Annotated in this window: 23 protein-coding genes; 9 read left to right on the top strand and 14 right to left on the bottom strand. The window is 38.7% G+C overall.

Translation table 11 applies throughout. The features are described from left to right. Positions 1–28: 28 nt before the first annotated feature. The 10 genes from G8E00_RS15740 to G8E00_RS15695 form a co-directional block, all read right to left on the bottom strand. On the bottom strand, positions 29–262 hold the full coding sequence (locus G8E00_RS15740) for a hypothetical protein (protein WP_166226166.1): 234 nt from the start codon (positions 260–262) through the stop codon (positions 29–31). Between the two features lie 186 nt (positions 263–448). Further along, the gene (locus G8E00_RS15735; RefSeq protein ID WP_166226163.1) at positions 449–1282 is read right to left on the bottom strand and encodes a TnsA endonuclease N-terminal domain-containing protein; all 834 of its coding nucleotides are present in this window, start codon (positions 1280–1282) and stop codon (positions 449–451) included. 152 nt (positions 1283–1434) lie between these two features. After that, the gene (glmS, locus tag G8E00_RS15730) at positions 1435–3273 is read right to left on the bottom strand and encodes a glutamine--fructose-6-phosphate transaminase (isomerizing) (protein ID WP_166012477.1); all 1839 of its coding nucleotides are present in this window, start codon (positions 3271–3273) and stop codon (positions 1435–1437) included. Positions 3274–3285: 12 nt separating this feature from the next. Further along, entirely contained in the window at positions 3286–4650 is a 1365-nt protein-coding gene (gene glmU / locus G8E00_RS15725) for a bifunctional UDP-N-acetylglucosamine diphosphorylase/glucosamine-1-phosphate N-acetyltransferase GlmU (RefSeq protein WP_166226160.1), read from the bottom strand. Between the two features lie 32 nt (positions 4651–4682). Continuing rightward, complete coding sequence (locus G8E00_RS15720) at positions 4683–5195, bottom strand: phosphatidylglycerophosphatase A family protein (protein ID WP_166012475.1); 513 nt, start codon at positions 5193–5195, stop codon at positions 4683–4685. After that, the gene (gene thiL, locus G8E00_RS15715) at positions 5173–6090 is read right to left on the bottom strand and encodes a thiamine-phosphate kinase (RefSeq protein ID WP_166226157.1); all 918 of its coding nucleotides are present in this window, start codon (positions 6088–6090) and stop codon (positions 5173–5175) included. Before thiL ends, G8E00_RS15720 begins: the two co-directional genes overlap by 23 nt. Before the next feature lie 12 nt (positions 6091–6102). Further along, on the bottom strand, positions 6103–6552 hold the full coding sequence (gene nusB, locus G8E00_RS15710) for a transcription antitermination factor NusB (protein WP_166012473.1): 450 nt from the start codon (positions 6550–6552) through the stop codon (positions 6103–6105). A 3-nt stretch (positions 6553–6555) separates the two neighbouring features. Beyond that, positions 6556–7026, bottom strand: coding sequence for a 6,7-dimethyl-8-ribityllumazine synthase (ribH, locus tag G8E00_RS15705; protein ID WP_166226154.1), 471 nt, complete (start codon positions 7024–7026; stop codon positions 6556–6558). Between the two features lie 24 nt (positions 7027–7050). Continuing rightward, on the bottom strand, positions 7051–8172 hold the full coding sequence (gene ribBA / locus G8E00_RS15700; protein ID WP_166012471.1) for a bifunctional 3,4-dihydroxy-2-butanone-4-phosphate synthase/GTP cyclohydrolase II: 1122 nt from the start codon (positions 8170–8172) through the stop codon (positions 7051–7053). A 285-nt stretch (positions 8173–8457) separates the two neighbouring features. Further along, a complete protein-coding gene (locus G8E00_RS15695) occupies positions 8458–9762 on the bottom strand; it encodes a hypothetical protein (protein WP_406741473.1) in 1305 nt (434 codons plus the stop codon). Between the two features lie 53 nt (positions 9763–9815). On the opposite strand from G8E00_RS15695, the gene serB reads away from it, so the two are divergent. The 3 genes from serB to G8E00_RS15680 all read left to right on the top strand — a co-directional run bounded on the left by serB (position 9816) and on the right by G8E00_RS15680 (position 12444). Continuing rightward, positions 9816–11036, top strand: a complete 1221-nt coding sequence (gene serB, locus G8E00_RS15690) for a phosphoserine phosphatase SerB (RefSeq protein WP_166226148.1) — start codon at positions 9816–9818, stop codon at positions 11034–11036. Between the two features lie 424 nt (positions 11037–11460). Then, on the top strand, positions 11461–11775 hold the full coding sequence (gene aciT / locus G8E00_RS15685; RefSeq protein ID WP_166012468.1) for a ciprofloxacin tolerance protein AciT: 315 nt from the start codon (positions 11461–11463) through the stop codon (positions 11773–11775). Between the two features lie 189 nt (positions 11776–11964). Beyond that, positions 11965–12444, top strand: coding sequence for an SCP-2 sterol transfer family protein (locus G8E00_RS15680; RefSeq protein WP_166012467.1), 480 nt, complete (start codon positions 11965–11967; stop codon positions 12442–12444). Between the two features lie 90 nt (positions 12445–12534). On the opposite strand, the gene dtd is transcribed toward G8E00_RS15680, so the two are convergent. Continuing rightward, a complete protein-coding gene (gene dtd, locus G8E00_RS15675) occupies positions 12535–12975 on the bottom strand; it encodes a D-aminoacyl-tRNA deacylase (RefSeq protein ID WP_166012466.1) in 441 nt (146 codons plus the stop codon). A gap of 228 nt (positions 12976–13203) precedes the next feature. On the opposite strand from dtd, the gene G8E00_RS15670 reads away from it, so the two are divergent. The 3 genes from G8E00_RS15670 (at position 13204) to G8E00_RS15660 (ending at position 15897) form a co-directional block, all read left to right on the top strand. Then, positions 13204–14721 carry a catalase gene (locus tag G8E00_RS15670; protein WP_166226145.1) on the top strand — a complete coding sequence of 506 codons (1518 nt, stop codon included), beginning with the start codon at positions 13204–13206 and terminating at the stop codon, positions 14719–14721. A 155-nt stretch (positions 14722–14876) separates the two neighbouring features. After that, positions 14877–15395 carry an ankyrin repeat domain-containing protein gene (locus G8E00_RS15665; protein WP_166226142.1) on the top strand — a complete coding sequence of 173 codons (519 nt, stop codon included), beginning with the start codon at positions 14877–14879 and terminating at the stop codon, positions 15393–15395. A gap of 304 nt (positions 15396–15699) precedes the next feature. After that, positions 15700–15897, top strand: a complete 198-nt coding sequence (locus G8E00_RS15660; protein WP_166012464.1) for a CopG family transcriptional regulator — start codon at positions 15700–15702, stop codon at positions 15895–15897. Positions 15898–16003: 106 nt separating this feature from the next. Here G8E00_RS15660 and G8E00_RS15655 read toward each other — a convergent pair whose 3' ends face one another. Next, positions 16004–16360, bottom strand: coding sequence for a roadblock/LC7 domain-containing protein (locus G8E00_RS15655; RefSeq protein WP_166012463.1), 357 nt, complete (start codon positions 16358–16360; stop codon positions 16004–16006). Between the two features lie 436 nt (positions 16361–16796). Between G8E00_RS15655 and pncB the strand changes: the two genes are divergently transcribed. The 3 genes from pncB (at position 16797) to asd (ending at position 19819) form a co-directional block, all read left to right on the top strand. Continuing rightward, a complete protein-coding gene (gene pncB / locus G8E00_RS15650) occupies positions 16797–18002 on the top strand; it encodes a nicotinate phosphoribosyltransferase (protein ID WP_166012462.1) in 1206 nt (401 codons plus the stop codon). A 123-nt stretch (positions 18003–18125) separates the two neighbouring features. Continuing rightward, positions 18126–18974 (top strand): sulfurtransferase, encoded by an 849-nt coding sequence (locus G8E00_RS15645; protein WP_166226139.1) that lies wholly within the window; start codon positions 18126–18128, stop codon positions 18972–18974. Further along, positions 18971–19819 carry an archaetidylserine decarboxylase gene (gene asd / locus G8E00_RS15640; protein WP_406741443.1) on the top strand — a complete coding sequence of 283 codons (849 nt, stop codon included), beginning with the start codon at positions 18971–18973 and terminating at the stop codon, positions 19817–19819. The genes G8E00_RS15645 and asd overlap by 4 nt, the downstream gene beginning before the upstream one ends. An 82-nt stretch (positions 19820–19901) precedes the next feature. Here the strand turns inward: asd and phoR are convergent, their stop codons facing one another. Continuing rightward, positions 19902–21260, bottom strand: a complete 1359-nt coding sequence (phoR, locus tag G8E00_RS15635; protein ID WP_166226136.1) for a phosphate regulon sensor histidine kinase PhoR — start codon at positions 21258–21260, stop codon at positions 19902–19904. A 91-nt stretch (positions 21261–21351) separates the two neighbouring features. Beyond that, positions 21352–22062: a phosphate regulon transcriptional regulator PhoB gene (phoB, locus tag G8E00_RS15630; protein ID WP_166012459.1), complete on the bottom strand. Its 711-nt coding sequence runs from the start codon at positions 22060–22062 to the stop codon at positions 21352–21354. Positions 22063–22197 lie beyond the last annotated feature (135 nt).

Below are 22197 nucleotides of genomic sequence, written 5' to 3'. Positions count from 1 at the left end.
GGGGTAATAAAGTTTCATACTAGAAAACTTAATTATTATTACCCACTTTGAAAGGAGGATGCTTTTTACTCAATTCGTCAATTGCATCTGACTTTTGTGCATCCCAAAATTCATCCATAATTAAAGGTTTTTTCGCACGTAATGATTCTTTAACATCTTCAATCTTTTGATCAAGTTCTGCTTGAGTCATATCTCCATGACCTGTAAGACCACCAATAACTGTAATTCCAACATCTCTCGGATTATCTGAAAAATAATTCATAAGCTCACCTTTTTATCTTAATTTTGAACATTATAGTATTAAACTTTATTGTTCAGTATGACACCTTAATACTTGGTATGAAGCTTTATTACTCTCATACAATTTTCCAAGTCAAGACTAATCCAAATCACAGAGTCAGGTAGGATCGTTAAAATCCTAAATAAAGAGCTTTCAAAACTTAATACTTCATTGATTTTCAGCATGAAGTACCTCATTCCAAATATTAAGCTCGCCTAATTGAATATGGTCTGTGTTCAAATCCTTAAAAGAAATATTAAGATCAAATATGAAATACCTTTGAGCCAGTAAGTCTCTAATTTCTCTTAACGATTGTCCTAACTCAAAATGATATTTTTGATCAATCGTTCTCGCTAATTCATTAATCTTTTTAGATTTATGTTTAATGAAAATATCTGAATAAAAATTAAGTTTATCTAGCGTATCTTTTTCACTTAGTTCCGTAGTATTTATTGAACTGTATAACCATTGGATGTTCTGGCTAACAGTCTTAGGAACTTGGTGCTCGGTAAAAATATAAAAAGGTATGTTTTGCTGTTTCCAATATTGTCGTTCAATTTCTATTTTTTCTATTGTGCGAGGGTCATTGAGAGCATTTGAATATTTAACTTGGACTACAAATTTGGGTTTTATTGCATTATGTGTATCCACTAAAAAATCACTTGTCATGATTTGATAGTGTTTCCCAAATCTAGGGTGAGGAATTCCTATTGTCTTCGCAATTTCTAGAGTTTTTTCGATGTCTAAGGGGTATTGTTCTCGGATATCGATAGTCGTTGAATGCCACTCTAGTAATAGGAAAGTAGAAAGTTCTAGATCAGAGAGAAGGTGATGAGTTCTTTGGCTTTTATGACCAAAAACCCGGTGAGATCGACCTTCTGAACTCACATCTCGAATTGTGAGCCAAGGTTTATAGCTATTTCCAAAACCCTGTCCTCGTCCTTCTTTAATCCATTTTTGAATTTTGAGTTCATGATTTTGTGTGTTCTTAAAGTTGGCCATAAAAAAATCCACACATCATGCTGTTTAGAGCATAGCTTGTGTGGATTTTTTGAGCAATTCAGTATTACACTTTATTACTCAGTATGAGACTTTATTACTCAGTATGAAACTTTATTACTCTCATACAACATAAAGCATTGAATAAAATTCAATTATTCAACCGTCACTGATTTTGCAAGATTACGTGGTTGGTCGACATCGGTACCACGAAGCACAGCCACATGATAAGACAACAACTGCACTGGAATACTGTAAACCAACGGTGCTAAAAGTGCATTGATGGTTGGAATATAGACCACATGTTGACGGTCTTTTTCTTTGATTCCGCTATTTTCATCGGCAAAAACAAACAATTCGCCACCACGTGCCTGAACTTCTTCCATGTTCGATTTCAGTTTATCCAACATGTCATCTTGAGGCGCTAAAATCACCACTGGCATTTCATTATCTACCAGTGCCAACGGACCATGTTTCAATTCACCCGCCGCATAACCTTCAGCATGAATATAAGAAATCTCTTTGAGTTTTAATGCACCTTCAAGCGCAATAGGGAACTCAGTACCACGACCCAAGAATAAACAATGTTGTTTTTCTTTGAACAATTCAGATAAGCGCAAAATTGCTTTATCTTTTTGCAATGTATCTAAAATCACTTTAGGCGTATGCCATAAGTCAGAGATGATACTTGATACTTGTTGCTGAGCAATTGAATTCTTCACTTGACCAATTTTGAGCACTAAAAGCATGAGCGCTGCAAGTTGAGTGGTGAAAGCTTTGGTAGAAGCAACACCAATTTCAGGACCTGCCAATGTTAACAAGTTATGGTCTGTTTCACGCACCATCGAAGAGGTTGCGACATTACAAATAGTAAATGTTGCGATATCAAGCTTCTTCTCAGTTGCACGTCTTTGCGTATCACGCAGCGCAGCTAAGGTATCTGCTGTTTCACCAGACTGAGAGATACATACATAAAGCGTATTGTTCACAATCACGGGTGAGCGGTATCGGAATTCACTGGCAATTTCGACTTGGCACGGTAAGTTAATCAGTTGCTCAAACCAATATTTCGCAATCATCCCTGCATGATAACTTGTACCACAGGCAATGATTTGTACGTTTTGGATTTTTGCAAAATCTGCGTTGGCATCTTTTAAGAAATCGTCACGTAGCAAGTTGCCATTTAATGCTTGAGAAATAGTTTGTTGAATCGCTTCAGGTTGCTCATAAATTTCTTTGAGCATGTAGTGTTTGTATTCACCCTTAGAAGCATTACTCACTGTTGCATCAAGTTCTTTGATTGGACGATGCACCAGCTGACCATTTACAAATACTTCAATACTGTCACGAGTTAAACGTGCAATATCGCCTTCTTCAAGGTAAATGAAACGGTTAGTGATCGGCAATAATGCAAGTTGGTCAGAACTAATAAAGTTTTCACCAATACCCACACCAATCACCAGCGGTGAACCTTCACGAACCGTAATCAATTCATTTGGATAGTCGGTATGCACAATACCGAGTGCAAAAGCACCTTTGAGTTGAGGAACAACTTGTTCAACAGCTTTCAGTAAATTTGGTGTAGATTTCAAAGCATCGTGAACTAAATGTGCAACGACTTCTGTATCAGTTTCAGAGGTAAATACATAGCCTAAAGCTTCAAGATCATCTTTAAGTTCTTGGTAGTTTTCAATGATCCCGTTATGTACAACGGCAACTTGACCAGAAATATGCGGATGAGCATTTTTTTCTGTTGGTTTGCCATGCGTTGCCCAGCGTGTATGTGCAATACCTAAAGAACCTAGAATTTCAGCTTCATTGACTGCTTGTTCTAGGTTAATTACTTTACCAACACGACGTTCACGTAAAACATGACCGTGATTGACGAGCGCCAAACCAGCAGAGTCATAGCCACGGTATTCTAAACGTTTTAAGCCTTCAATTAAGATATTTGTAATACTACGTTCAGCAACGCCGCCAACAATACCACACATATGGATTACCTCTTATTTTTTGACCTTTTGGGGACGTTGATAATTTTCTTTGGACACTTGTTTAGCACGTTCAAAAGCTAAACTGTTGTCAGCTACATCATGGGTAATGACAGAACCTGCACCAGTTGTCGCACCATGACCAATTTTGATAGGTGCAACAAGGGAGTTGTTGGTACCGATAAAGGCATTATCGCCAATAATGGTTTTATGTTTATTTGCACCATCATAGTTACAGGTGATGGTACCAGCACCAATATTGGTACTCACACCAATTTCAGCATCACCTAAATAGGCAAAATGATTGGCTTTAGAGCCTAAACCTACTGTTGAGTTTTTCACTTCCACAAAGTTGCCAATATGCACTTCGTTGTCAAGTTTTGCACCTGGTCGTAAACGGGCGAAAGGACCAATTTGAACAGCTTCACCAAGTACTGCCTTATCAAAAATACTATAAGGTTGCACCACTGTTCCTGCCGCAATACTGGTGTCTTTAATCACACAGCCAGCACCAATTTCAACGTTATCACCAAAGGTACAATGACCTTCAATGATGACATTGATATCAATACGAACATCTTGACCTACAGTTAATTCACCGCGTAAATCAAAACGAGATGGATCAATAATATGAACCCCTTGTTGCATCAGTTTTTTTGCTTGATACGCTTGGAATTCACGTTCTAATGCTGCCAATTGCACACGATCATTGACCCCTTCAACTTCAAAAGCAAGCTCAGGTTGAATCGATGCAATTTCAATTCCATCGGCCAATGCCATTGCAACAATATCTGTCAGATAATATTCACCTTGAGCATTGTTATTGCTTAACTTGGGTAACCATTCATGCAATTTAGCATTGCTGACACAGTAAATTCCCGTGTTAATTTCTTTAATTTGACGCTGTTCATCGCTTGCATCTTTATGTTCAACAATGGCTTGAATTTTGTTGTCGACACGAACAATACGACCATAACCGGTAGAATCATCGAGGGTCAGCGTGACAATACCAATTCCTGTTTGAGTTGAAACATCGACCAAGTTTTGCAAAGTACTTTGTTGTACGCATGGCACATCACCAGACAAAATGAGTGACACGCCTTGTTTTGGCAATACAGGTAAGGTGACTTTGACAGCATGGCCTGTACCAAGTTGCTCCGCTTGTTCAACCCACTGAATATTTTCATGTGCAAAAGCACGTTGAACCAAATCACCACCATGACCAAAAATTGTAATGATATTGTTTGCTTTAATTTTTTTGGCGGTCTCAATCACATGCCCAAGAAGGGGACGTCCTGCTAGAGGTTGGAGTACTTTTGGCAAGCTTGAGCGCATGCGAGTACCTTTTCCTGCGGCAAGAATAACGACAGTGGTTGACATAAAACACCCTACAACTCTGGCTTAAGCCATATCTATATATTTAAATAAATCAAAATGCATATTGCAGCCCAAAGACCCGCAATGATGTCATCAAACATAATGCCGAATCCGCCACCGACACGTCTGTCAATGACACGAATGGGCCAAGGTTTCCATACGTCAAATAATCTAAATAAGGCGAAACCAATGATGACCCAAAGCCAACTCATGTGTCCCCAATAGATTAAAGGAAGAAAGGTGATGGATTGACCTGCAAACTCATCCCAAACAATACGACCATCATCATGCACACCCATGATATTTGCGGTTTTGCCACAAATATAAATACCAACGAGTGACATGATAAGTATAGCAATCACACTTGCATGAAAACCGAGCCATAGCCAGATAGGTACGAACAACAATGCAAAAGCAGAACCAAAAGTGCCTGGTGCTTTCGGTAATAAACCTGAGCCAAAACCTACGCCGCAAAATACGATGCAACGCTGGGCAAAACTCATCTCTTTAAAAATAATCGGTGGTTTATGCAAAATGTTGATATCCATCAAACTGAAGCAAGTGAACTAATCCATCTTTTTCAAATTGTAAGTCAGACTGCGCCGTTATTTTGCCGATGATTGTAGTCATTACATTGGGGTGTAAGTGCAAAAGTTTGGCGTAGTTTTGCTGATTTATTGTAAAGCACAACTCATAATCATCACCACCTGCGAGTGCATATTGCCATTGTTGTTCTAAAGGGAGGCTTTTTAATGCATCACTAATTGGAAGTTGATCTAAATTTAGAATAGCACCAACTTCTGATGCATCCAAGATATGCTTTAAATCTTGTGCTAAACCATCAGAGACATCGATCATACTGTTGGCTAAGCCTTTCAATAATTGTCCTAATTCACAACGTGGTGTTGGATAATCCAAACGTTGTTGCAAGGGGTGTCCCAAATGTTGAAGTGCAAACGCCGCATCACCGACTGAACCACTGACCACGACTAAGTCATCAACTTGAGCACCTGAGCGTGTTACAGCTTGTCCTTGCTCAATCCAGCCTAAGGCAGTAACAGAAATGGTGAGGTGTGGGCTTTGGGTGGTGTCACCACCAATTAAACTCACACCAAATTGATCGCAACAATCATATAAACCCTGACTAAAACCTTTCAGCCAATCATGATCAATTTGGGGTAAGCTCAATGCGAGTAAAATACTGTGAGGTTTTGCACCCATCGCAGCAATATCAGAGAGATTTACAGCAACACTTTTCCAGCCTATAGCATGAGGATCAGTATCGAGAGGAAAATGTCGTCCTGCAACTAATGTATCTGCGCAGATGACCAATTGTTGATTTGAAGGAGGGGTGAGCAGGGCTGAGTCATCACCAACACCTAAATCGACCGAATTTGCATTCTTACGATTAAAATATGTATCAATGATAGAAAACTCAGCCATTTCAACAACAACTTATTTAGCTTGTTGCTTTTCTGCTTCACGCAGGCTTTGCGCTAAACGGTCTAATACACCATTGATGTATTTGTGACTGTCAGCACCGCCAAAGTGTTTAGCGAGTTCAATCGCTTCGTCCAAGACAACACGGTACGGAATTTCAAGATGTTCTTTCAATTCGTATGCGCCAAGACGCAATGTTGCAAGTTCAACACCATCCAATGCACTGATCTCACGATCGAGTACTGGAATTAATAACGCATCCAATGCTTCATGATTTTCGACCACTTGCGTGAGCAATTCATGATAATAGCTGAGATCCACTTTATGCATGGCATTTTCAGCACGTGTACGCGCTTCAATTTGATGCACAGGGTTGTGGCTCATTTGCCATTCATAAATCCCTTGTACAGCAAAACGACGTGCTTTGCGTTTTGCTGCATAAGTAGCTTGGAGTGTCTGCGACATGCTTTAGATCGCCTTTAGCAAGTTAACCATTTCAATTGCAGTAAGGGCAGCTTCGCCACCTTTATTGCCTGCTTTTGTACCAGAACGTTCAATCGCTTGTTCGATACTGTCTGTCGTTAATACACCATTGATTACAGGTAAGCTAGCTTCTAAACCAACCACACCTAAACCTTTGGCACATTCACCTGCAACGAAGTCAAAATGTGGAGTGCTACCACGAATAACTGCGCCTAAGGCAATGATGGCATCGAATTTACCAGAAGCTGCGAGTTTTTTTGCAACAACGGGTAATTCCCATGCGCCTGGTGCATGAATGACAGTGATATTATCGTCGGATACACCATGACGATGCAACGTATCAATTGCACCTTCTAGTAAATGTTCAACAACAAAGCTGTTAAAACGACCAACTAAAATCGCGTAACGATCTTCGCTCGCGAGATGTAATAAACCTTCAATACGGCGAATCGCCATAGCAACCTCGATATGTAATAAGAGTTATTCAACTGTAGTTTGATCAGCAGTGATGTATTCCACCACTTCTAAATTAAAACCAGATAATGCATTGAAACGTAATGGAGAGCTAAGAAGCTTCATTTTTTCAACACCTAAATCACGTAAAATTTGTGCACCCACACCAATGGTTTGATACTGCTGTGAAAGCGCAGCATTCGATTTTGTTGGTTTTGGTGTAGAAAGTGCTTCTAAAGCAGGACCTAAGTCAGATAAATGACGTTGACCAATCCAAACCAATACACCACGATCACTCGATGCAATGGTTTTAAGCGCTTTATCTAAGTTCCAAGCTGGCTCACCATCTTGTTTGTTAATCTTTAGTAAATCACGAGCAGGGCTAAAGCCATGTACACGTACAGTGGTCACGCCGTCTTTTGGTTGGCCTTTCACCAAAGCTAAATGAATATCTGGGTTACCAATTTCACGGTAACGATATAAATCAAATGTACCGTATTCGGTATCTATAGTTTGTTGATCTAAACGTTCAACCGTTTGTTCATTGGTCATGCGGTAATGAATCAGATCCGCAATTGTACCGATTTTTAAACCATGTTTTTCTGCAAAAATCTCAAGATCAGGACGACGCGCCATTGTGCCGTCTTCTTTAATGATTTCACAAATCACAGATGCTGGCTCTAAGCCTGCAAGACGAGACAAATCACAGCCTGCTTCAGTATGGCCAGCACGATGAAGCACACCACCTGGTTGAGCCATCAACGGGAAAATATGCCCTGGTTGAACGATGTCAGCAGGTTTTGCATGTGCTGCAACAGCGGTTTGAATGGTATGCGCACGTTCTGCTGCTGAAATACCTGTAGTAATGCCTTTCGCTGCTTCAATTGACAAGGTAAAGTTAGTACCGTGTTGCGCGCCGTTAGCATCGACCATCAAAGGTAAATCAAGTTGCTTACAACGATCTTTACTGAGTGTCAGGCAAACTAAACCACGCGCATGCGTAATCATAAAGTTAATGTCTTCAGGGCGAACGTGGGTCGCAGCAATGACTAAATCACCTTCATTCTCACGGTCTTCGTCATCCATAAGGATAACCATTTTTCCTGCACGGATATCTGCTACAAGTTCTTCAACAGTATTGAGCGACATCAACTTCACCTTTTTGTTCTGTCATGCTGACATTTGAGTAAAAATCACTGAGGCATAGTCTAACGCTTTTTCAAACATTTTGCCTATGCTTTCAAGGGTCCCTTTGCGAACTCTGTTATACACAGCTTATTGGCGTATTGAAAAGCCACTAAAAGTCGAAAATGGGGTATTTTTGATCAAGGAGTGAGCGTTTGTCGTTTATTTTTTGATTTAAAATGAGATGAAATAAAAAAACCAGATTTAATTTAGCATTAAATCTGGTTTATATATTGAAAGATATTATATCTATGAAGCACGTTCAGCCTGATCTTCGATTTCAGAATGCTTTGATTTACCTTTCAAAATTTCCGTACGCATATGCTGCGCCAATTCAGCACAGTCACTGTTCATACCATTAATCATAAAGGCATGACGAGTCAGTACACTGGTCGGATTTGGCATCGCAACCAATTGATAGCAATCGCCAATATGTTTTAACTGTTCATTGGTCAAATACAACGCCATTTCTTTGGCAATCAAATGATGTGTTAAACGTTCAGAAGCTTGAATGGCATCGAGTTGCATCGCTTCCACAGCGGTGCTGACAGCACAACGTGTTTGGAGCACAAAGCGTTTATCTTCACGATAACGTTTGTATAACACTTCTGATAAAAGTTGGAATACAGAACCAATCATGAGTAAACATTGGGTGGTATTATTTTGTTGAACAGCAACAGTAATCATTGCACCTTGTTGACCAAACTCTTGGTTAAGCACAAAATCTTCTTTATTGAGTTGGAAGTGTGTCGTACACAAATCAATACTCTTGTTCAAGAAAATTTGACATAAGTTGAAGTATGGCAAGGATACAGATTGGTTCACAGAGTGAATCAACTGTTTAGGATCATAAAACTGAATATTGAGTGCTAAAGCATTTTCATCTAAAACACGTAGCGCTGTCGGTTTAATTGGGCTTTGCGGTTTCTCTGGGGTTTTAGGTTCAGACTCTGCCAAGGTTTTTTGTAACTTTTCATGCTCCAAGGCATCAGTCAAAAGCTGAATTTCATGTTTCAATCGCGCTTCATTGTTTAAGCGAGCCAAATATTCACTACGCGTTGGTCGGGCAATCGCACGATACGCTAACCACAATAAGCCATGAATAATCAAAGACACTAAAATAGTCAACCACTGTGTACGTAGGATTTCACCAATACTTGGTTTAACAAGGGTAATTTCTACGCTACCGACTTTCTTTTCATTGGCTAAAGCATCACGAACAAAAACCTCACCTGAACGAGTTTTTGATAAACCCGCTGTGGCAAGAACCTGTTTATTCGAATTTAAGATACGAATATAAGCGACACTTGGATTGGTTGCGTAACGATTTGCCAGCAAAGCCAATGAAACAGTGTTTGCAGGTTCCAACTCAGTGAGGCTATCGGTAACCAATTGTGTGGTCATGAGTTGACCTTGATTGGCACGGTTTTCATTGAGTTGATGAGTCGTTGCAAGTACCATTAAAAAGGTATGCAAAGCAAAACTAACTATAAGTAGGCTAGCAAATAGCCCTTGTCTTGGCGCATTCAACGTAAAGTTCCAGAGAAAATATATTCAATTTCGATTATGATTCTTGCAATTGTCGTAGCTCAGAACCGAGTCAATTCATGCGAGAAATCATTCTTATTTCATTTTTAGGTCCTGACCAACCGAATCAGTTTACTCGATTGATGCAGGTGTTGTCCGTACATTCTTTACAAATTTTAGATGTAGGGCAAGCAGTTATCCATAACCAACTGACTTTAGGTATTGTTGTTGCCTCTGAAGACCAAACAGCAACAGCCTTAGCCATGAAAGATATTCTTATCTTAGCACATGATATCGGGTTAACTGTTCGATTCAAACCGATCTCAAACAATGATTATGATCAATGGGTGAGCGAAGGCGGTCGGACTCGTTATATTGTCACTGCTTTAGCACCAGAATTGACAGCAGCACAATTACAAGCGGTGACAAATATTGTTTCAAGTCAGGGATTTAATATTGAAACAGTGACACGATTATCGGGTCGTCCTCATCGTGATGGAAACAGTGAAGGACCGAAACGCGCATGTGTTGAGTTTGGGTTAAAAGGTCAAATGTTGGATGCCACAGCAATGCGTGCAGCATGTTTGAGATTGTCAACCGAACTCAATGTCGACGTTGCTGTGCAAGAAGATAATGCCTATCGCCGTAACCGTCGTTTAGTGTGCTTCGACATGGATTCGACACTGATTGAACAAGAAGTGATTGATGAGTTGGCGATTGAAGCTGGTGTGGGCGATCAAGTTGCAGAAATCACAGAGCGTGCCATGCAAGGCGAACTTGATTTCCAACAAAGTTTCCGTGCACGCGTTGCGCTACTCAAAGGGCTCGATGCATCAGTTCTACCGAAAATCGCAGAACGCTTGACCATTACAGAAGGTGCTGAACGTCTTATTTCCACACTCAAATCATTAGGTTATCGCACTGCAATCTTGTCAGGTGGTTTCCAGTACTTTGCTGAATATTTACAAGAGAAACTCGGAATTGATGAAGTTCATGCCAATATCTTAGATGTACAAAATGGCATCGTGACAGGTGAAGTCAAAGGTCATATTGTCGATGGGGCTCGTAAAGCATTATTACTGCGTGAGCTTGCAGAAAAAATGGGAATTTCACTGGAGCAAGCGATTGCTGTGGGTGACGGTGCCAATGATTTGCCTATGCTGTCAATTGCAGGTTTAGGGGTGGCATTCCGAGCTAAACCACTGGTTCGTCAAAATGCCAATCAGGCCATTTCGAGTGTAGGTTTAGACGGTGTATTGTATTTATTAGGTGTGCACGACAAAGATTTAAATCAAGCTTAAACGCTAAGAATATGAGCAAAGAAAAGTGACGTGATCGTCGCTTTTTTTTGGATTAAATTAATCAAAAACAATAAATTATAGAATACAAAATAAGGAATAATAAAACCGATAAATGGCATCGGAAAAAATATTTTTTGCTTAAAAAAACTATGTATTTTTTTGTAATGACACGCCAAGTTTGATAGAGATTAGCTCTGCACATAAACATGACTTTTTAAAAATGTAATGACAAGAGAATGTTGCGACAATATGTGTCGTTCATAAAAGCATCACCCCTTTTTTTCTTTTCAAAACTCACCATAATGCAATTTATGGACTCTCATAAAGATGACATCAAGAACATGTAGAGTATGAATTTAATGATGTTGTGAAACACATGTGAAGCGGCTATTGAACTATAAATTTATTTTTGACGGAGGTTATTATGGTATCAGCGACTTTAGCAACAATAATCGGCTTTAGTCTGATTGCTGCAGCGTTGGCTACTGTTTTCTTTTCCCCTTACCGTCACTGGTTAGGTTTCATGTTTGCGGGCATGATTTTCTGGGGTGTATTAGAAGCGATGCGTTTTGGTATACAGAACGTTTTGGACATGTCACTTGCATATAGCTATTTAACAGCGATAAGTATTGCCATGATGGCATTGACTGCCGTGTTATTGCGTGAAGACAGTCGTGCTCAAAAAGCGCTTGCGAATCGTCAATATATTGAACATACCCCTGTTTATGAAGATGAATAGTTTTAGTTTTTAATTTTCCAATACGATTTGTACACTGAACAGTAATAATAAATTCTTTAAAGGTATATCCAATTGATATACCTTTTTTTCATCTTATACTTTTGTTATACAAAGCATAACTGTATCTAGATTAAGGTATGCTACGATGGTTAGATTCTCTTTTATATTAAAACAACAGGCTTAAATGTCATGAAATTTCCTTCAATTCCAGTCGTGAAACTGCCAATTGTCGATGCAAGCACTGATCCGCTTGACCTTTTGGTTTATGGTCTAGCCCTACGCATGAAACAATTAGCGCGTACAAGTCCTAAGTTTATTGAGCTGATTCACGATCGTCAGTTCCGTATCCAAATTGGTACAGATCTGGGTGTAGCCCGCCAGATTATTGTCAATCATGGTGAAATTGATACTGTTTCAGGTGATGCAGAAAAAGCTGACTTTATTTTACAGTTTGCTGACAGTGAGCAGGGCGTTAAAACCTTAATGAAAGGTGATCCAACTGCATTTATGACGGGCATGCAAAATGGCACGATTAAAATGGAAGGGGATTTCAGCCTATTGGTATGGTTTAACCAAGTGGCGAAACTCATTCCACCTAAAATTCCTAAGCCAGTGAAAGATAAGATTAAGGTTGCACGCCAGTTTTTAAAAGAGAAAACAGGTCGTTAATTTAAACGATGTGTTATTGTAAAAAAGCTCCAATTGATGGAGCTTTTTTTATATACGGTTGAAAAGAGATAACCTTGTTATATTTTATGGTTATTCAATTTCCAAATTGAATGTCACAGGTCCATCATTAACCAAATGTACTTTCATATCAGCTGCAAAAATGCCCGTTTGGACATGGTCAAATTGTGATTTGGCATAGTCCACTAATTGCTCATAGAGTGCTTTTGCTTCATTGGGGGGCATAGCAGGACCGAAATCTGGACGTAAGCCTTTTTGGGTTTGTGCCATGAGGGTAAATTGAGAAACCAGTAATAGTCCACCGCCTGCTTGACTGACATTCCAGCCCATTTTACCTTGTTCATCATCAAAAAAACGGTATTTGAGAATTTTATCGATCAGCTTTTTGCCTTTATCGAGCGTATCTTCTTTGCCTAAGCCTAAAAAAACTAAAATGCCGTGATCAATTTCTCCAGTGGTTTCTCCATCCACCACCACTTTTGCTTCTAAAACCCGTTGTAATAACGCTCGCATATCAAAACCAAAGCATATTGAAAAAAATTGAATGAATTGTAGCAAATCGATTTCCTAAATAGGCGATCTGTTTTAACTATTCAATACTATAAAAATCAACAACTTAGTTTATCTAAAATATAATATTTAAAAAAACGATCAATATGATAAAAATTAACTTTTTTACCTATGGTTTTGGTATGTGTATCTTAGCGCCTGCAGGAAAGGCAAAATTTGAGAGATTAAACAATGTTTAAGCGTACTTTATTAGTTGCAATGCTTTCAGCAGCAACGGCAGCAACACAAGCTGCACCATTGACAAAAGATAACGGTGCACCGGTGGGTGACAACCAGAACTCGATTACAGCGGGTCCAAATGGTTCTGTGTTACTTCAAGACGTTCAATTGGTTCAAAAATTACAACGTTTTGGTCGTGAGCGTATTCCTGAGCGTGTAGTACATGCACGTGGTACAGGTGCTTATGGTGAATTTGTTGCGACTAAAGATTTATCAGACTTAACCATTGCTTCATTATTCAAAGCAGGTACAAAAACTCCTGTATTCTTACGTTTCTCTACTGTAATTCACGGTAAAGGTTCTCCTGAAACTTTACGTGATCCACATGGTTTTGCCATCAAGTTCTATACACAAGAAGGGAACTGGGATTTAGTGGGTAACCAAACACCAGTATTCTTCATTAAAGATGCAATCAAATTCCCTGATTTCATTCATGCAATGAAACCAAGCCCAATCAACAACGTTCAAGATGCGAACCGCGTGTTTGATTTCTTGTCTAGCCAACCATGGTCAACCAACATGTTGACTTATGTGTATGGTAAACAAGGTGTACCTACAAGCTACCGTGAACAAGATGGTTTCGGTGTTCACGCTTACAAGTTGTACAACGACAAAGAAGAATACAAATACGTTAAATTCAACTTCCGCTCTAAACAAGGCGTAAAAGGTCTTAACGTTAAAGAAGCAATGGAACAACAAGGTAAAGACTTTAACCACTTAACCAATGATCTTTACAACAACATCAACGCTGGTAAATTCCCGAAATGGGATCTTTATATCCAAGTATTGGATCCTAAAGATTTGAACAGCTTTGATTTTGATCCATTGGATTCTACAAAAATCTGGCCTACAAACTTAGTCCCTGAAACTAAAGTAGGTACTTTAACTCTTAACCGTATGCCGAAGAACTTCTTCAACGAAACTGAACAAGTGGCATTGGCTCCAGGTAACTTAGTACCAGGGATCGAACCATCTGAAGATCGTTTACTTCAAGGTCGTATCTTCTCTTACTCAGATACTCAAATGTACCGTTTGGGCGCGAACCACCAACAAATTCCTGTAAACCGTCCATTGGTTAAAGTGAACAACAATAACCAAGATGGTTACATGAATGTCAGCGAACGTGATTCTGACGTGAACTATGAACCAAGCCGTAAAGAGCCTAAAGCTGCAACTGAAAAAGCACGCGCAGTTCAAACGCCACTTTCTGGCACTGTTCAACAAATTGGCGTAAAAGAGCAAAACTTCAAGCAAGCGGGTGAACTTTATCGTTCATACACTGCAAAAGAAAAAGATGACTTGATCATGAACTTAGCGGCTGACTTAGGCAACGTGAAAGATTCAGAAACCAAACACATCATGTTGTCTTACTTCTACAAAGCAGATGCCGATTACGGTACTCGTATGACTAAAGCGGTAAACGGTAACTTAGCTACTGTTAAAGCAAAAGCTGCAATGCTTAAAGACTAATTTCAATTGGTCTAAAAAGTTTGGTGAGTAGGGAATAAAGCACCACCACAAGAAAGCCCTGTAGAACTCATGACCTTTCCTGCACCCTAGGGGAGTTCTACAGGCACTGATTTGTTGAACTGTTGTTTTAATAAGTGAATTTGAGGCAAATTGAAATGAAATTGGTATTAAATACAGTTGTGATGTCATTAACCAGTATTTGTTTAATGACAGTACTCACTTTAGGCATTACAAAACTTCATGCTCAAGATGTCGCAATGAGTTCAACCATAGATCAAGCAAGCTTAAAACAATCAGAACAAGAATTAATTGATCTGTTTTTTGCTGCAGCTAAAACAGGCAATGAAGAGGTGATTTCAGAATTTTTAAAAAGTGGTTTTCCCGTTGATGTCAAAAATGCTCAAGGTTATACCGCTTTAATGATGGCAACGTATTATGGTCATCAAAATGTTGTCACACCTTTATTGGCACATGGCGCTAACCGTTGTATCCGAGACAACAAAGGACATACTGCACTGATGGGTGCAATTGTGAAAGCAGAATGGTCTATTGCAAAACAATTGCGTAAAGTTGACTGCGATGTAAATGCAAAAAAAACCAAACAAATGACTGCTGAAGAATTTGCGAAATACTTTGGTCAGGAAGAAAAGTTCAAAAAAATCCTTGAAAATTAAATCTAGGTCAAAATAAAAGCCAGTTTAGGCACTTGATTTCAGGATTTGAACTTTATACTATGAATAAATGCCAAGTAAGATTTGGCATTTATTGAAATAAATAAGACACATAGATAAATTTTTTACTAAAATTGATCAATAAAAGTTATGAAATGCTTAAAATTTTTATGGTTTTAATCTATACTGGAACAGAATCGTCATAATGAAAAAAATCTGAGAAATATCAGATTGCTAACAAATTAAAATCATGTAATGATAATCGAATTATCATTTTATATTAATACAAGAATTACATTGGTATGTTATGGAAAATAAAACTGCGCGATTAACAATACTTATTGATCCAGTCAAAAAACAAGCATTTGAAGATCTTTGTAATCGACAAGACTTAAAGCCGTCTCAAGTTGTCCGTCAACTCATCAGAGAGTATTTAAAAACCCATGGTGTTGAATACGCGACTAAAATGACAACATCGACTTCGCCTTCTGAGGATGAGGCCTAAATTTAAAATTCGGGCGCATTGAATTTTTATAACGACCTTGACTGAAACATATCTTTTCAGCAATAAAAAAACCAGCAACTGCTGGTTTTTTTACACTGCTCAACCATTAAGAAAAATCTAATTCTTTTTCAAAACCTTTGAGTTCGTGACGAGCCATAGCTAAATTTGATTTTTGACGATCAAGTACCAAATACAAAAATAAATCTTCGTTACGATCGAGTGGACGAAGTAGATGGTATTGTTTGCCTAAAGTAATTAAAACGTCTTCAATTTTATCATTGAGTTTTAATGCTTTAGCTGTTTTTACTTTCGCGCGAATGACTTCGGTATTTCCTGCTGCTGCCAAATCAAGATCAAGACCACTACCTTGAGTTGCAAGTGATAAGCCACTTGAACTGTCTACTAGTGCTGCTGCAATAAAACCATCGATATCTGCGAGTGCTTCTAAGTTTAGGCTAGCCATTATTCTTTTCCTATAATATGTGATTTTGTATTCATTATATGTTGCAAACGTGAAAAATTGTTTTTTTCAGTACTAAAAATGTTAACTAAAAAATAACCAAATTTCAATAGGTATCTCATAAAAAAATATTAGATTCTAATAAGATGGTAATAATATGTTAATAAATTCATTCAGAATCTAGAATTCAGGATCAATACATTCATCAAAAGCAAGGGGGATTTGAATAGTGCCATTTGTAACGATTGGTCTTTGTATAAACATAAAGATGTTCTAAGTTGAAAAAGGGTGGGGTGTTTAGATGCTCATCAAAATCTATTACAATAAAATTTGTAAAAAAATAAATCATGGCTAAAAAAATACTACGTATTTAGATTTTTGATTTGCATTCTTATTTTTAGTTTTTATAGTGAAGCAAGGATATTTTGATGAGCATCGTATGCAACCCATAATTCAATCATTACTTGATACAGACTTGTATAAATTCACCATGCTGCAAGTGGTTTTGCATCAATTTCCACAAACACATAGTCTTTATCATTTTCGGTGCAGAAATTTAGAAGATACAGAATATCCACTGGTCGACATTATGGATGATTTAAATCATCAACTCGATTTGCTCTGCCAACTGAATTTTAAAGAAGAAGAATTACAATATTTAAGAAGTTTAAGATTTATAAAAAGTGATTTTGTTGATTATCTCGAATTGTTCCAACTCAAACGCCGTTTTATTAAAGTCAGTATAGATGATGAGGGTCGCTTAGATATTTGGGTTGAAGGTCCAATGGTCCAAGCAATGATGTTCGAAATCTTTGTTTTGGCGATTGTGAATGAGCTGTACTTCCAACGTATTCGAAGTGATGATGTTCTGATTGAAGGTGAACGTCGCTTAAAAGCTAAAGTAGAATTACTCAAACAATATCAACAACAACAAAATCCAAATGATCCACCATTCCTTGTTTCTGATTTTGGTACACGCCGTCGTTATAGTCTTGCTTGGCAAACCCATGTCATTGAAGAGTTCAACAAAGCAGCGCCTCATATTTTTCGTGGTACCAGTAATGTTTATATTGCGATGAAATTGGGTTTAACTCCAATTGGTACTATGGCACATGAGTTCTTACAAGCGTTCCAAGCCTTAGATGTACGCTTAAGAGACTTCCAAAAATCGGCATTGGAAGCTTGGGTGCAAGAATACCGTGGTGATTTGGGGATTGCGCTCACCGATGTAGTTGGCATGGATGCATTTCTAAAAGATTTTGATCTATATTTTGCAAAGCTGTTTGATGGTTTGCGTCATGACAGTGGCGACCCATATGAATGGGGTGATAAAGCCTATGCGCATTATAAAAAGCTTAAAATTGATAGTAAAACCAAAATGCTTACTTTTAGTGATGGGTTAGACTTAGAGAAAGCATGGGATTTACATAATTACTTTAAAGACCGTTTCCAAGTGAGTTTTGGTATAGGCACCAACTTAACCAATGATATGGGACAAACTCCGTTAAATATTGTGTTGAAATTGGTGGAGTGTAATGGTCAATCTGTGGCAAAAATTTCAGATAGCCCTGGAAAAACCATGACGGACAATGACACGTTCTTGGCCTATTTACGTCAGGTATTTAATATTCAAGAGCCTGCTTAAACCCACCATGACATCATGATTCCTTATCTGATTTTTTGCTAAAACCATGCAAAAAATCAGAATAATGATGAAATAGTCTTGTGTTAAGATCATTTAGATGAACTCAATAAAAAATCGAAAATTATGACTGACTCTCAATTTGATCTCGGATTGCTCATTGAAGCTGAACAATTGGTTCCTTATTTGGGTAATGATAAGTTACGTATTGTCGATTTATCTCGCAGTTCGGTGTACGAACAGCTACATATTCCACATGCAATCCACTTAAAACCCAATCTATTGGTGCGCCAAGAAGAACAAGCTTCAGGGGTATTACCTGATGATGAAGGTCTAAGAAATCTGATTGATTTTTTAAATATTTCACCAGAACATCATGTGGTGGTGTATGACGATGAGGGTGGTGCTTGGGCTGGACGACTCATTTGGAATTTGCACTGTATCGGTTTTTATAACACCAGTTTAATTAATGGCGGCATTCATGCATGGTTAGGTGCAAATTTACCGACCTCCTCAGATATTGAGCGTTTTGAAAAAGTTGAACATACAGTCAAAATTGATAAAACACATATTGATGAATATCAAATTGAATATAAAAATCTACTCGAAAAAGTCAATCAAAACAGTGTGCAAGTTTGGGATTGTCGAACACATGATGAATATATAGGGCAACGTTTGGCTGCGCGTCGTGGTGGTCATATTCCTTCGGCACGTCATTTTGAATGGAGTACTGCCCTAAATCGTCAAAATCATTTAAAATTACACTCCCTGGAACGCACACAACAACGTTTAGAACAATTGGGCTTCCAACTGGATCAGCCTGTGGTGGTGTATTGTCAATCGCATCACCGTTCAGGATTAGCCTATATTTTAGGTCGATTATTGGGTTGGAAGATTCAAGCTTATGATGGTGCGTGGAGCGAATGGGGCAATCGTTTAGATAGTCCAATCATTACTGGAGAATCACCTTCGTGAGTCTGTCAAATTTAAAAAAGAAAGTATTTATTCAAGCTCAGCGTATTGTACCGCAGCAACAATTAAGTCGTGTGGTGGGGAAAGTTGCTGCTAGTGAAAATCCAATTGTTAAAAATATTGTGATTCAAGCATTTAAAGCACAGTACGGTATTGATATGTCGATTGCTGAGCAATCAGATGCACTCAAATTTAAATCATTTAATGAGTTTTTTACGCGTTCTTTAAAAGAAGGCGTACGCCAAATTGACCAAAATGAAAGCAGTATTGTGTCTCCTGCGGACGGTGCGATTTCGCAAATCGGTCATATTGATGAAGGTGATATTTTCCAAGCCAAGGGTCAAAGTTTTTCTGTAGATAAATTGATTGGTGATCCACAACTTGCAGCACCGTTTAAAAATGGTGAATTTGCAACGGTGTATTTATCACCTAAAGATTACCACCGTGTGCATATGCCATTTGCAGGTACATTGACGGAAACCTTGTATATTCCAGGTGAGTTGTTCTCGGTCAATCAAACCACTGCTGAAAATATTCCAGGTTTATTTGCACGTAATGAACGTATGGTCTGCTTATTCGATACTGAAATTGGTCGTATGGCGGTGGTATTGGTGGGTGCGATGATCGTAGCAGGCATCGAAACTGTAGCCACGGGTAAAGTTAAACCAACGGGTCGTTTGGAATTGAATCATCATCAACTTGATTTAGAAAAGGGTGATGAATTGGGTCGTTTTTATTTAGGTTCTACCGCTGTGGTTTTATTTGAACCGAATAAAATCAATTGGGATGTACAATTTAAAGCAAACTCAACGGTTGTGATGGGCGAAGCTTTAGGACATACGATTTAAAACGGATCTGCAACTCATACTTACTTTAAAACAGAATCTCTATAAAAAAAGCGCCAATGGCGCTTTTTTTAGATATCTATGATCACTGCATCCGATAAAGTCGTTCTTTTGGAAACACTGCAATAAACGTTGAACCTTGATTTTCTTTAGATTCAATTTCTAAATAACCGCCATGTTGCATGAGCACATGTTTAACAATTGCTAAACCTAAACCTGTACCACCTGTCGCACGACTTCGTGCACTATCGACACGATAAAACCGTTCCGTCAAACGAGGTAAATGTTTGGGATCAATCCCAATGCCCGTATCTTCTACAGAAAAATAACCATGTTCGCCATCATCATGCCAGCCAATGGTAATGGTTCCCCCTTTAGGGGTGTATTTGATGGCATTGGTAATCAAGTTGCTGAAGGCGCTGGCAAGTTCCATATCTGAACCAATGAGATCACAATGACTGTCGATATCTAAATTTAAGGTATGACCATAATCGGTATTATAGGCTTGTGCATCATCAAACAAGTGATTCATTAAACTTGGCATTTCAATAATTTGATTCTTGGCAATTTGCTTGTCATTTTCTAAACGAGATAAAAGCAACAGATCATTAACCAAGGCATTCATACGTCGGGTTTGCGACTGCATTTGATCAAATGCACGTTTCCAACGAGGATTGATGTCTTCCTGATCTTTAAAGGTTTCGATATAACCACTGAGTACCGTGAGTGGAGTGCGTAATTCGTGGGAAATATTGTCGACAAAGTCGGAACGCATTTGTTCTAGGTTTTGCATACGGGTAATGTCATGCGCTACCAATAAGCGACTTTCATTGCCAAAGCGAGTGAGCTTAATTTGTGCGTATTTATTTTCATCTGTGGCTAACTTAATCTTGATGCCATCTGGTGCTTGATCAGTATGATTAAAATATTCAACGAAATCAGGTTGGCGAATAATCGTCAAAATATTACGACCACGGTCTTGTGCTTGAATACCAAATAAATGTTCGGCTGCTGGGTTCCACCATTCAATTTGTTGGATATCATCGGTCAAAATCACCGCTTCAGATAAAGCGACAAGAGAAGATTGCGTACGATCAATCAACGCCACCATTTCAGCTTGAACGATTCGTTCTTGGCGCTGAGCACGATAAACATTAAATAATAATGCACCCCAAATGCCATTTAAGTTTGGGGGGACGTCATAAGGTCGATTGGAAATCCAATCATTGACCAAATACAGTGATCGAAGTTGCAACCCAAAAAAGAAAGCAATTGCGATAAAAACACAAGGCCAAAAAAAACCAATCCCTAAGCCAATGAATCCACCAATGACCACTAAAAATGCCAGTAGTCGTAAATCTTGTTTGGCAAAGGTCCACAAACTGCTATAGCGAAATTTTTGATGCTCGTTTGCAAGTTGTGGAACGGGATAAGGTTCGTACATATAAATTTAGTGACCCAAAATCAATCAATCAGTTCTACTTTATCAGCATTGCACTAAAACTTTAAAATTTTTAAACCTTTAGGGAGCGATATCAACCCAATGCCACATCGGCACGAGTCGAGAAGCGGTAACCTGTACCACGTACAGTTTGTACATAGCGATCTGCTCCATAAGGTTCAAGCACTTTACGTAAACGACGAATATGTACATCAATGGTTCGGTCTTCAATATAGACATTACCACCCCAAACTTGGTCAAGCAGTTGAGCGCGAGTGTAGGCACGTTCAGGATGTGTCATAAAGAAAGCGAGTAGACGGTACTCAGTTGGTCCCATATCCAATATGGTGTTGTTAAAGCTAACACGCTGACTGACAGGATCAAGCATCAAACCATTGGCATCAATAGTTTTTTCGCCACTTAAGGCATTTGCGCGACGTAAAACTGCTTTAATTCGAGAAACCAATTCACGAGTGGAAAAAGGTTTGGTCATGTAGTCGTCGGCACCCGCATCTAGACCTTGAACTTTATGATCTTCTTCGCCACGTGCAGTCAACATAATGACGGGAATCTCAGACAGGGATTCATCCCGTTTTAAACGGCGACAAAAATCGACACCGCTGACACCGCCAGGGAGCATCCAATCTAATAAAATAAGAGAAGGGCGTTGATCGACCACCATTTGATGGGCTTGCTTCGCATCTTCAGCTTCCAGACATTGAAAACCTGCCATATCTAATGAAGTATGGATCATCTCGCGAATTGGAAGTTCGTCATCGACGATTAATATGTAGTCATCTTTCACAACGCAATATCCTATGATGAACGGTGAACCGTTTTTTATTTATGACAGGCTTATTACAAAGATTAATTATGACAGTATCATTGCAAAAAATGTACTTATGCATGTTTTCGCAATGATTTGTGACAAAAAGATGAA

The sequence above is a fragment of the Acinetobacter shaoyimingii genome, from assembly GCF_011578045.1.
Classification (GTDB): Bacteria; Pseudomonadota; Gammaproteobacteria; order Pseudomonadales; family Moraxellaceae; genus Acinetobacter; species Acinetobacter shaoyimingii.
Note: the sequence above shows the minus strand (reverse complement) of the source record. Positions and strands in the feature narration are given on the sequence as shown.